The organism is uncultured Bradyrhizobium sp. (assembly GCF_936943645.1).
Taxonomy (GTDB): domain Bacteria; phylum Pseudomonadota; class Alphaproteobacteria; order Rhizobiales; family Xanthobacteraceae; genus Bradyrhizobium.
Genome location: NZ_CAKZJO010000064.1, coordinates 1 through 12,175, shown reverse-complemented (window position 1 = coordinate 12,175; position 12,175 = coordinate 1). Strand labels below are relative to the sequence as shown.

7 protein-coding genes and 1 pseudogene are annotated in these 12,175 nt (G+C 65.7%); 4 read left to right on the top strand and 4 right to left on the bottom strand.

From position 1 onward, the window contains the following. Positions 1–28 precede the first annotated feature (28 nt). Positions 29–472, top strand: a complete 444-nt coding sequence (locus Q0743_RS18445) for an NfeD family protein (RefSeq protein ID WP_298242935.1) — start codon at positions 29–31, stop codon at positions 470–472. A 118-nt stretch (positions 473–590) separates the two neighbouring features. Here Q0743_RS18445 and Q0743_RS18440 read toward each other — a convergent pair whose 3' ends face one another. Then, positions 591–929 carry a helix-turn-helix domain-containing protein gene (locus tag Q0743_RS18440; RefSeq protein WP_298242934.1) on the bottom strand — a complete coding sequence of 113 codons (339 nt, stop codon included), beginning with the start codon at positions 927–929 and terminating at the stop codon, positions 591–593. 72 nt (positions 930–1,001) lie between these two features. On the opposite strand from Q0743_RS18440, the gene Q0743_RS18435 reads away from it, so the two are divergent. Further along, complete coding sequence (locus Q0743_RS18435; RefSeq protein ID WP_298242933.1) at positions 1,002–1,559, top strand: carboxymuconolactone decarboxylase family protein; 558 nt, start codon at positions 1,002–1,004, stop codon at positions 1,557–1,559. A 113-nt stretch (positions 1,560–1,672) separates the two neighbouring features. Here Q0743_RS18435 and Q0743_RS18430 read toward each other — a convergent pair whose 3' ends face one another. Beyond that, positions 1,673–2,680, bottom strand: coding sequence for a KpsF/GutQ family sugar-phosphate isomerase (locus tag Q0743_RS18430; protein WP_298242932.1), 1,008 nt, complete (start codon positions 2,678–2,680; stop codon positions 1,673–1,675). Positions 2,681–2,872: 192 nt separating this feature from the next. Here Q0743_RS18430 and Q0743_RS18425 point away from each other — a divergent pair, with 192 nt between their 5' ends. Next, positions 2,873–4,630, top strand: coding sequence for an outer membrane beta-barrel protein (locus Q0743_RS18425; RefSeq protein WP_298242931.1), 1,758 nt, complete (start codon positions 2,873–2,875; stop codon positions 4,628–4,630). 197 nt (positions 4,631–4,827) lie between these two features. Here Q0743_RS18425 and Q0743_RS18420 read toward each other — a convergent pair whose 3' ends face one another. After that, positions 4,828–6,279: a glutamate synthase subunit beta gene (locus Q0743_RS18420; RefSeq protein ID WP_298242930.1), complete on the bottom strand. Its 1,452-nt coding sequence runs from the start codon at positions 6,277–6,279 to the stop codon at positions 4,828–4,830. A 144-nt stretch (positions 6,280–6,423) separates the two neighbouring features. Beyond that, positions 6,424–11,169, bottom strand: a complete 4,746-nt coding sequence (gltB, locus tag Q0743_RS18415; RefSeq protein WP_298242929.1) for a glutamate synthase large subunit — start codon at positions 11,167–11,169, stop codon at positions 6,424–6,426. A 492-nt stretch (positions 11,170–11,661) separates the two neighbouring features. Here gltB and Q0743_RS18410 point away from each other — a divergent pair. Beyond that, positions 11,662–12,175: pseudogene (locus Q0743_RS18410) on the top strand (hypothetical protein); the annotation flags it as partial.

Here is a 12,175-nt window from a genome sequence, read left to right as displayed (position 1 = left end):
GGCATGCACCATGATAGAAGGTCGTGTCATGACCGACATGTTCGTATCACTCGGCACCTGGAACTGGCTGATCTTCGGCTTCATCCTGATGGCGCTGGAGGTGCTGGCGCCGGGTGTCTTCCTGTTCTGGCTCGGGCTCGCTGCGCTGCTCGTCGGCCTGATCTCGTTCACGGTCGTCATATCGTGGCAGATCCAGCTCGTGATGTTCGCGCTGTTCGCCGCCGCCGCCGTGCCGGTGTGGCGCCGCCTGGCCCGGCCGAAGCTCGATGCCAGCGCCAGCCCCTTCCTCAACAAGCGGACCGAGGCGCTGCTCGGCCGCGAGTTCACCCTGGAGAAGCCGATCATCGACGGCTCAGGCACTGTGCGTATCGGCGACACCGTGTGGCGCGTTGCAGGGCCGGACACGCCGGCGGGAACGCGGGTGAAGGTGGTGCAGGTCGACGGCGCCAACCTGACGGTTGCGGCGGCGTAGTCCACCGTCATTGCGAGGAGCTCTTGCGACGAAGCAATCCAGAGTCCGTCCGCGGAAAGATTCTGGATTGCTTCGCTGCGCTCGCAATGACGAGATTGTTGGTGCAGCGTCGGTTCACCTAGGCATTCTTCTTGCCATGCCACCGCTCCGCAAACCGGTGCAGCGGCATGAATGTCTGGCAAAGCTCCCGCCCGAGCGGCGTCAGCCCATAGCCTCCGCCTTCGCCAAGCTCGATGAATCCCGCCTCGCGCAGCTCGGTCAGCCGCGCCTGCAGGACCGTGGGCGAGGCCTCGTCGCAGGCGCTGCGCAGCGCCCGGGAGGTGAGCGGGGCGTCCTGCAGCTCCCAAAGAATTCGCAGGGCCCAGCGCCGGCCGAGCAGGTCGAGCAGCACCATGATCGGGCGGCCCGTGCGGGAGCCGCGAACGCTGCGTGTCTTGGAGTCGGCCTGTTTCGCCATCGGCGGTCCCTTGCGTGTCGCTACAGATAGTGTAGCGTATTGCTACGATAAATGTAGCAAAGGAATTGGCCCGTGTCCGAAGCCATGCCGCGCATCGCGCCGCTCACCCCGCCTTATCCCCCGGAGATCCAGGCGCAGTTCGACCGCATCATGCGCGGCGCGCCGCCGCTGATGCTGTTCCGGGTGATGGCGGGCCACGCCCGCGCCTGGGACAAGTTTCGTGCCGGCGGGCTTCTTGACCCCGGGCCGCTGTCGCTGCGCCAGCGCGAGATCGTCATCGACCGCACCTGCGCGCTGAACGGATGCGAGTACGAGTGGGGCGTGCATGTCGCGATCTTTGCTGCCCCGGCAAAGCTCAGCGAGGAGGAGGTGCGTGCGACCGTGCAGGGCGATGCGACATCCCCGTGTTGGTCGCCGGGCGAGCAGACGCTGATTGCCGCGGTCGATGCGCTGCACCACCGCGCAACGCTTGACGATGCTGAATTTGCCGCGCTCTCGGCCCACTACGACGAGCCGCAGATCCTGGAGATCATGCTGCTGTGCGGCTTCTATCGCACGGTGTCGTATCTGGCGAACGGGTTGCGGTTGCCGCTGGAGGAGAACGCTGCGCGATTTCCGGCCGCGTTCTAACCGCCGCCATTGCGCGGAGCCCTTGCGACGAAGCAATCCAGACTGTCTCTGCGGGAGGCAGCATGGATTGCTTCGCTACGCTCGCAATGACGGATAGAGGTGTGCGTCCTAAGCTACGCCACGCCCGCCCGCAGCAGGTCGTGCAGATGCACGATGCCCACCACCTTGCCCGCCTCGGTCACGACCAGCGTCGTGATCTTGCGGGTGTTCAGCACCTCGATCATCTCGGTCGCCAGCATCGAGGGCGGCACCGTTTTCGGCTGCTTCGTCATGATCTCGTCGACCGATGCCGTCAGCAGGTCGGGACGCATGTGGCGGCGCAGGTCGCCGTCGGTGATGATTCCCGCGACCTCGCTTGCTTCGTTGACGATGCAGACGCAGCCGAGCCCCTTGGCCGACATCTCGACCACGGCCTCCGACATCATGGTGCCGAGCGGCTTGACCGGGATCTCGGCGCCCGTGCGCATATAGTCGCGGACGAATTTCAGCATCGCGCCCAGCTTGCCGCCGGGGTGGAAATGCGCGAATTCCAGCGCGGTGAAGCCGCGGCCTTCGAGCAGCGCGATCGCGATGGCGTCGCCGACCGCGACCTGCATCATCGTCGACGTCGTCGGCGCCAGATTGTGCGGGCAGGCCTCGCGCGCCTTCGGCAGCTCGATCACGATGTCGGCGGCTTGTCCGAGCGAGGAGGCCGCGTTCGAGGTCACCGCGATCATCGGAATCGCAAACCGCGCCGAATAGTTCACGACGTTCTTCATCTCGGGCTGCTCGCCGGACCAGGACAGCGCCATGATGACGTCGTCGGTGGTGATCATGCCGAGATCGCCATGGCCGGCCTCGGCGGCATGCACGAAGAAGGCGGGCGTGCCGGTCGAGGCCAGCGTTGCGGCGATCTTGCGGCCCATATGGCCCGACTTGCCGAGCCCGGTGATGATGACGCGGCCCTTGGCGTTGCGGATCAGGTCGACCGCCCTGGCAAAGCTCTCGCCGAGCGGGCCGCGCAGGGCGGCTGCGAGTGCGTTGATGCCGCCGCTCTCCGTCTCCAGGGTGCGGAGCGCGGATTCGACGCTGTCGGGGATGGGTCCGGATGATGCGGTCATCAGCGGTTTCGAACTCGGCATAATGTGATCCAGGAGGAGGGGGCGTTGGCCCAGTCGGCGCCTCCTTAGCACGCCCGGGCCCTGGAGGCGACGCGCGCGCCGAAGCCCTCAACGGGTCATTAACCATAATTGTTTTAACTCCATTAACGATGGTTCCCGCCAGTCCGTGGGGACGATTGTGAAAGTGTTTGATTTCGTTGGAGTTATTCCATCGTGGGGTCGCCTCCAGGCACCGGCCGGAGCAAACGCGCGCAAGTTCTGCGCGCCGTTTTGCCGTGCCTTTTGCCGGGTCTTGCGCTGACGGCCCTCACAAGCGCTCCCGCGGCCGCCCAGAGCCTCACGCCCGACCTGTTCAATCCCAACCGCGGCGGCTTCGCCTCGCCTGAGACGCTGCCGACGCGCCGTACCGCGGGCGTGCCGCAGGCGCCGTCGGATGCGTTGCCGGCGCTGCCCGATCCCGGCGCCGACCCGCGCAAGCGGCAGCAGACACCGGCGACCTCGCGTATCGGCCAGGTCCCGACCTACGGCCTTCCGGCCGCCACCGGCGCGAGCACCTCCGGCTACGATTCGCTCAACCGCAAGCGACAGCAGCCCAAGCTCTATCCGGGCCAGCCGAAGCCGAAGCGCGCGGCCGGTCCCGGCTCACCTGTGCCGACCACAGCGCCGCCGCCGTCCTCGCTCGGCCTGCCCAAGATCGCGCCGCCGCCGTCGGCCTCCGCCAACAAGGCGCCGGTGCCCGCGGCGATGGCGGGCACCGTGCCCGGCCAGCCGCTGCGCCGCCGCCTCAAGGCGGATGACGATCCTTTCGGCGCCGTCGGCGACTATGCCGGCAGCTTCCTGATCAAGGGCGGGCTCGAGCTCTCCACGGGTTATGACACCAATCCCGCGCGCCTCAACAAGCCGGTGGGATCGCCGGTCTTTGTCGTCGCGCCGGATCTTCTGGTGGCGTCCGACTGGGAGCGTCACGCGCTGGTCGCCGACCTCCGCGGCTCGTTCTCCGGCTACACCAACAATATGCCGGCGACGATCGACGGCTTTGCCTCGCCTTCGCCGGTCGAAATCAATCGTCCCGATTTCACCGGCCATGTCGACGGCCGCCTCGACGTCGACCGCGATCTCAAGCTGACCTCGCAGCTGCGCCTGCGGCTCGCCACCGACAATCCGGGCAGCCCGAACGTGCAGGCCGGCCTGCAGAAATATCCGGTCTATGCCTCCTACGGCACCACGGTCGGCTTCGACCAGACCTTCAATCGTTTCCAGGTCGCCGCCGGCGCCACTGTCGATCGCACCGCCTACACCGATTCGAAGCTCACTGATGGTTCGACCTTCAGCAACAATGATCGCGACTTCAACCAGTATGGCGGCGTGGGGCGCTTCTCCTACGACCTCAAGCCAGGCCTGAAGCCGTTCGTCGAGGTCCAGGGCGATACGCGCGTCCACGACCAGGCCGCCGACCGCAACAACTACTTCCGCGATTCGAACGGCGGCTACGCCAAAATCGGCTCGTCCTTCGAGTTCTCGCGCATTCTCACCGGCGAGATCTCGGTCGGCTATTCCGCGCGCAACTACACCGATCCGCGCCTCAGCCAGCTCTCGGGCTTCCTGACCTCGGGCTCGCTGATCTGGAATGCGAGCGGCCTCACCACGGTGAAATTCTTCACCGACACGCAGATCGCCGAGACCACGGTCCCGGGTTCGTCGGGCGTGCTGGTGCGCACTTACTCGGCCGAAGTCGACCATGACTTCCGCCGCTGGCTCACGGCGGTGGGCAAGTTCACCTACGGCACGCTCGACTACCAGGGCCAGAACCGCAACGACAAGACCTACTCGCTCGAAGGCAATCTGATCTACAAGCTCAACCGCAACATCTGGGTGAAGGGCACGCTGCGTCACGACATCCTGGATTCGAACCAGCCGGGCTCGAGCTCGCAGGGGACGGTGGTGATGCTGGGCGTGAGGCTGCAGAACTAAGGCCGTCGCCGGCGGCCACCGCCGTGGCCTAATCTGAGGCGTCGTCCCTGCGAACGCAGGGACCCATTACCCCAGGGAGTAGTTTGGCGACGACTGGTCGTTCGGGATCGGCGCCGTCTGCCACCGATAGATTCCGCGGTATGGGTCCCTGCGTTCGCAGGGACGACAGCGGAACTTTTGTCTGCCCTCGAGGCAACTCAGCGCGGCAGATCCGTCTTCCCCATCAGGAACGTATCGATCGACCGGGCGCACAGCCGGCCCTCGCGGATGGCCCAGACCACCAGCGACTGCCCGCGGCGCATGTCGCCGGCGGTGAACACGTTCGGGCGCGAGGTCTGGTAGTCCAGCGTGTTGGCCTTGACGTTGCCGCGCGGGTCGAGCTCGACCGAGAGCAGCTTGAGCAGGCCCTCGTGCACGGGGTGCACGAAGCCCATCGCCAGCAACACCAGTTCGGCATCCAGCTCGAACTCGGTGCCTGCAATCGGCTTGAACTTGTCGTCGACGTGGACGCAGTGCAGCTTCTTGACCTTTCCGTTCTCGCCCGAGAACTTCTGGGTCAGCACGGCGTATTCGCGCACCGCACCTTCGGCCTGGCTGGAGGACGTCCGCATCTTCAGCGGCCAGTTCGGCCAGGTCAGGCCCTTGTTCTCGCGCTCGGGCGGAGCGGGCATGATCTCGAGCTGGGTCACGCTGAGCGCGCCCTGGCGCAGCGAAGTGCCGATGCAGTCCGAACCGGTATCGCCGCCGCCGATGACGACGACGTGCTTGCCGCCGGCGAGGATTTCCTGAACGCCATTCAGCGGCTCGCTGGAGACGCGGCGGTTCTGCTGCGGCAGGAAGTCCATGGCGTAGTGGATTCCAGCGAGGTCGCGGCCGGGGATCGGCAGATCGCGCGGGGCTTCCGCGCCGCCGGTCAGGGCGACCGCGTCGTACTCGTTGAGCATCTCGCGCGGATCGACATTGCCGTCGGCGCCGACATGGCTGTTGTAGTGGAAGGTGACGCCTTCGCCTTCCATCTGCGTGACGCGGCGGTCGATGACACCCTTCTCCATCTTGAAGTCGGGGATGCCGTAGCGCAGCAAGCCGCCGGCCTTGGCGTACTTCTCGAACAGGTGCACGTCGTGGCCGGCGCGTGCGAGCTGCTGGGCGCAGGCCATGCCGGCCGGGCCCGAGCCGATCACGGCGACCTTCTTGCCGGTCTTCACCGCGGCGACCTCGGGCTTGAGCCAGCCATTGTCCCAGGCGCGGTCGACGATCGCGCATTCGATGGTCTTGATGGTGACGGGGTTGTCGTCGATGTTGAGCGTGCAGGAGGCTTCACAAGGTGCAGGACAGATGCGCCCCGTGAACTCCGGGAAGTTGTTGGTCGAGTGCAGATTGCGCGAGGCTTCTTCCCAATTGCCCTGGTAGACGAGGTCGTTCCAGTCGGGGATCTGGTTGTTGACCGGGCAGCCGGGCGTGCCGGGCGCGACCGAGCCGGTGCCGTGGCAATAGGGAATACCGCAATTCATGCAGCGCGCGGCCTGGTCCCGCACCTCTTTCTCGGAGAGGGGAACGACGAACTCGTTGTAATGCTTCACGCGCTCGGCGACCGGGGTGTACTTGCGGTCGCGCCGTTCGATTTCGAGAAAACCCGTGATCTTGCCCATTAAACCCGAAGTCCCTGCCGCTTAAGTTCTTTGTTGCTTCCTCACCGTCATTGCGAGGAGCGAAGCGACGAAGCAATCCAGTCTGCTGCTGAGGAGAAAGTCTGGATTGCTTCGCTACGCTCGCAATGACGGGCGCTGATATTTCTACGCCCCGATCGCGATTTTCGGCTCGGCGTCCGCGTTGGCGGCCATTTCGCGCAGCGCGCGCCGGTACTCGACCGGCATCACCTTGCGGAATTTGGGCAGCCATTCCTTCCAATTGGCGAGGATGTCGGCGGCGCGCTTGGAGCCGGTGGCTTTCGCATGGCGCGAGATCAGGACGTGCAAGCGCTCGACGTCGGAAGCGAGCAAGTTCTTGAACACGTCGACCCGGCCGTGCGCCTCGAGGTCACCGGAGGCGTGGTAGGTGTCGGCGTTGATCATCTCCTCCGACAGCACCGGCTCCAGCTCGACCATTGCCATGTTGCAGAGACGGTCGAAGTCGCCGGTCTCGTCGAGCACATAGGCGATGCCGCCGGACATGCCGGCCGCGAAGTTGCGCCCGGTCTTGCCGAGCACGACCACGATGCCGCCGGTCATGTATTCGCAGCAATGATCGCCCGCACCCTCGACCACGGCAACCGCGCCCGAGTTGCGCACGGCGAAGCGTTCGCCGGCGATGCCGCGGAAGTAGCACTCGCCCTCGATCGCGCCGTACATCACGGTGTTGCCGACGATGATGCTCTCTTCCGGCACAATGGCCGAGTTCTTCGGCGGCTTGACGATGATCTTGCCGCCCGAGAGGCCCTTGCCGACATAGTCGTTGCCTTCACCCTCGAGCTCGAAGGTGACGCCGTGGGCGAGCCAGGCGCCGAAAGCCTGGCCGGCGGTGCCCTTGAGCCCGACATGGATGGTGTCGTGCGGCAGGCCGGCATGGCCGTAGATCTTGGCGACGGCGCCCGACAGCATCGCGCCGGCGGAGCGGTTGGTGCTGTTGATGGCGGCCTCGATCTTCACCGGCGCGCCGCGGTCGAGCGCGGGCTGCGCCTTCTCGATCAGCGTGCGGTCGAGCACGGCGTCCAGATGGTGGTTCTGGCGCTCGGAGTGATAGATCTTCTGGCCCTTCTCTTCCTTCTGCTTGACGAACAGCTTCGAGAAGTCGAGGCCCTTGGCCTTCCAGTGCGCGACCAGCTTGGTCTGGTCGAGCAGCTGAACCTGGCCGACCATCTCGTTGAAGCTGCGGAAGCCGAGCGAAGCCATGATCTCGCGGACTTCTTCGGCGACGAAGAAGAAGTAGTTGATCACGTGCTCGGGCTGGCCGGTGAAGCGCTTGCGCAGGACGGGGTCTTGCGTCGCGACGCCGACCGGGCAGGTGTTGAGATGGCACTTGCGCATCATGATGCAGCCGGCCGCAATCAGGGGCGCGGTGGCGAAGCCGAACTCGTCGGCCCCGAGCAGCGCGCCGATCACGACGTCACGGCCGGTGCGGAAGCCGCCGTCGACCTGGACCACGATGCGGCTGCGCAGCCGCTCGCGCACCAGCGTCTGGTGGGTCTCGGCAAGGCCGATCTCCCAGGGAGAGCCGGCATGCTTGATCGAGGTCAGGGGCGATGCACCGGTGCCGCCCTCGAAGCCCGCGATGGTGACATGGTCGGCGCGCGCCTTCGCAACGCCCGCGGCGACCGTGCCGACGCCGATCTCGGAGACGAGCTTGACCGAGACGTCGCCCGTCGGGTTGACGTTCTTGAGGTCGTAGATGAGCTGCGCCAGGTCCTCGATCGAGTAGATGTCGTGGTGCGGCGGCGGTGAGATCAGGCCGACGCCCGGGGTCGAGTGACGCACCTTGGCGATGGTCGCGTCGACCTTGTGGCCGGGCAGCTGGCCGCCTTCGCCGGGCTTGGCACCCTGCGCCATCTTGATCTGCATCATGTCGGAGTTGACGAGATACTCCGTGGTGACGCCGAAGCGGCCGGAGGCGACCTGCTTGATCGCCGAGCGCATGGAATCGCCGTTCGGCATCGGCTTGAAGCGGTCGGCTTCCTCGCCGCCTTCACCGGTGTTCGACTTGCCGCCGATCCGGTTCATGGCGATCGCGAGCGTGGTGTGCGCCTCGCGCGAGATCGAGCCGAAGCTCATCGCACCGGTGGCGAAACGCTTGACGATGTCCTTGGCCGGCTCGACCTGGTCGAGCGGGATCGGCTTGCGCTTCTCTTCCTCGGCGTTCTTGATCCGGAACAGGCCGCGCAGCGTCAACAGACGCTCCGACTGCTCATTGAGGATCTTCGCGAAGGCGCGATAGCGCTCCTGCGAATTGCCGCGCGCGGCGTGCTGCAGCAGCGACACCGACTCGGCGGTCCAAGCATGGTCCTCGCCGCGGCTGCGATAGGCATATTCGCCGCCGACGTCGAGCGAGGTCTTGTAGACCTGAGCCTCGCCGAACGCGTCGGCGTGACGGCGCACGGCTTCCTCGGCGATCTCGCCAAGGCCGACGCCCTCGACGCGGGTATGCGTTCCCGCGAAGAACTTTGCGACGAAATCCGCCTTGAGGCCGACCGCGTCGAAGATCTGCGCGCCGCAATAGGACTGGTAGGTCGAGATGCCCATCTTGGACATCACCTTCAGAAGCCCCTTGCCGATCGACTTGATGTAGCGCTTGACGATCTCGTAGTCGTCGAGCGAGCCGGGCAGGCGGTCCTTCATCGCGATGATGGTCTCGAACGCGAGGTAGGGGTTGATCGCTTCGGCGCCGTAGCCGGCAAGGCAGGCGAAGTGGTGCACTTCACGGGGCTCGCCGGATTCGACGACGAGGCCGACCGAGGTGCGCAGGCCGGTGCGGATCAGGTGATGATGCACGGCGGCGCAGGCCAGCAGCGAGGGGATCGGCACCCGGTCGGTGCCGACCATGCGGTCGGACAGGATGATGATGTTGACACCCTCGCGCACCGCGCTCTCGGCGCGCGCGCAGAGCTCGTCCAGCACCTGGTCCATGCCCGCCGCGCCGAGGCCGGCGTGGAAGGTGGTGTCCAGCGTGCGCGACTTGAAGTGCGACTCGGCGACGTCGGAGATCGAGCGGATCTTTTCCAGGTCCGCATCGGTCAGAATCGGCTGACGCACTTCGAGGCGCTTGGTGGTGGCAAGGCCCTGCAGGTCGAACAGGTTCGGCCGCGGTCCGATGATGGAAACGAGGCTCATCACCAGCTCCTCGCGGATCGGGTCGATCGGCGGGTTGGTGACCTGCGCGAAGTTCTGCTTGAAGTAGGTGAACAGCGGCTTCGCCTTGTCCGACAGCGCCGAGATCGGCGTGTCGTTGCCCATCGAGCCCGCGGCTTCCTCGCCGGTGGCCGCCATCGGCGTCATCAGGATCGCGATGTCTTCCTGGCTGTAGCCGAACGCCTGCTGGCGATCGAGCAGCGACAGGTTCGAGCGTACGCCGGTGGTCGGCACCTTCGGCAGCTCTTCCAGCACGATCTGGGTCCGCTCCAGCCACTCCTTGTAGGGATGGCTCTTGGCGAGCTCGGCCTTGATCTCGTCGTCGGGAATGAGGCGGCCCTGTTCGAGGTCGACCAGCAACATCTTGCCGGGCTGCAAGCGCCACTTGGTGATGATCTGGTCCTCGGGGATCGTCAGCACGCCCATTTCGGACGCCATCACGATGCGGTCGTCCTTGGTCACGAGATAGCGCGCCGGCCGCAATCCGTTGCGGTCGAGCGTGGCGCCGATCTGGCGGCCGTCGGTGAAGGCGATCGCGGCGGGACCGTCCCACGGCTCCATCAGCGCGGCATGATATTCGTAGAAGGCGCGGCGCTTCTCATCCATCAGGGGATTGCCGGCCCATGCCTCCGGAATCATCATCATGACGGCGTGCGGCAGCGAGTAGCCGCCCTGCACCAGGAATTCGAGCGCGTTGTCGAAACAGGCGGTGTCGGACTGGCCTTCGTAGGAGATGGGCCAGAGCCGGTTGATGTCCTTGCCGTAGAGCTCGGAGCTCACCGAGGCCTGGCGCGCCGCCATCCAGTTGGTGTTGCCGCGCAGCGTGTTGATCTCGCCGTTATGCGCGATCATGCGGTAGGGATGCGCCAGCGACCAGGCCGGGAAGGTGTTGGTCGAGAAGCGTTGATGCACCAGCGCGAGCGCGCTCTCGAAGTCCTTCTCGTGCAGGTCGGGATAGTACTTGCCGAGCTGGTCGGCGAGGAACATGCCCTTGTAGATCACGGTGCGGCACGACATCGAGCAGGGGTAATAGCCTGCAAGGCCGCGGTCGCGGCGCTGGTAGATCGCCTGCGAGATCGACTTGCGGAGGATATAGAGCCGGCGCTCGAACTCGTCCTCGGTCTTGGCGGTGCCGTTACGGCCGATGAACACCTGCATGCAGGCGGGCTCGGTCGGCTTCACGGTGACGCCGAGCGAGGAATTGTCGGTCGGCACGTCGCGCCAGCCGAGCAGGGTCAGGCCCTCTTCCTTGATCTGGTCGGCGATGATGCTCTTGATGACGTTGCGCCAGGCGGTGTCGCGCGGCATGAACAGCGCGCCGATGGCGTATTCGCCAGGCTGAGGCAGCGCGAAGCCGAGTTCCTTGGCCTTGCGGCTGAAGAAGGCGTGCGGGATCTGCACCAGGATGCCGGCGCCGTCACCGGCGCGCGGGTCGGCGCCGACGGCGCCGCGGTGTTCGAGATTGCACAGGATGTTCAGCGCGTCCGAGACGATCTCGTGCGACCTCTGGCCCTTGATGTTGGCGATGAAGCCGACGCCGCAGCTATCCTTTTCCAGGCTCGGATCGTACAGGCCTTCGGCTGTAGGGCGCGAATGATGCTCTTGAATCGGTGAGGTGATCGGATCGGTCGTTTTCGAGGCGACCGTCGCCGACAGCTGTTCTGCCACGATGTTTGCGCGCTCGAATTGCGACCCGTTCATTGTTCCTGTCCTCTCCGTGCGGCAAGCTGCCTCACCGCGCTCTTCGGCGCACCTTGGGCGTTCCGCGGCACCCGCCTCTGGGTCACCGCTCGTCCGCTAGCGAGCCGCATTTTCTTAAATTCAGGCCTAGGCGTTCTTCGTCCCCGAGAACGGCTTTGCCTGTAGCCTCATGGTGCTCGGAAGCACCGACTTTCGCTGCAATCCCTATGCCGGGACCACAAGCAAAATTAAGACAGTCTTCCTGTCCTAAACATCACCTTGCCAAATTTTTGTCTATCACACAAGCGCGCGGAAGTCCCGATTCCCGATAAGTCAATCAATCGCTTTCCGAAAGTTGCGCAGCCCCGGTTTTGAGGCAAACGCGCCCCGATCCGGCCCTGTGGACGCCGGAATCCCGGATGAAGCTTCGGATCAACCCTTCGGAAGGCGCGCCACGCCGCAAGAAGCGAAAGAGCGCGAGGCTTCGGGGGCCTGACAGGAGCGTGTCGACCGATGAAGTTTTTCACAGGATGTGTGGCTGCCGCCACGCTGGCGCTCGCCATGAGCGCCGGACAGCTGCAGGTTTTGGCGCAAGTTCCCGCAAGCGGTATCGCGAGAGGGGCGGTTATCACGGTGTCGGATTTCGACGGACCCTACGCGCCGGGCGAAGCCGCGCCGCCCCCGCCGCCGCGCTACGGTTACGGCCAAGGCTACGGTTACGGTCAAGGCTACGGCTATGGCTACGAGGAACACGGCCCGGCTCCGGCGCTGCTGCCGGCCACCGAGGTCTATGCCGTGCTGCGCGACAACGGCTTCTCGCCGCTCGGCATCCCGCGCCTGCGCGGCAATGTCTACACCATCGCGGTGATCGACCGCCGCGGTGATGACGGCCGGCTGGTGATCGATGCCCGCGACGGGCGGATCTTGCGTTTCATGCCGGCCGCCGACGCCTACGGCATGGCGCCGCCCTACGAGGGGCGCGCGGTCGCGCCGTATGGGCCGCAGACCGCGCTGCCGCCGCCGACCG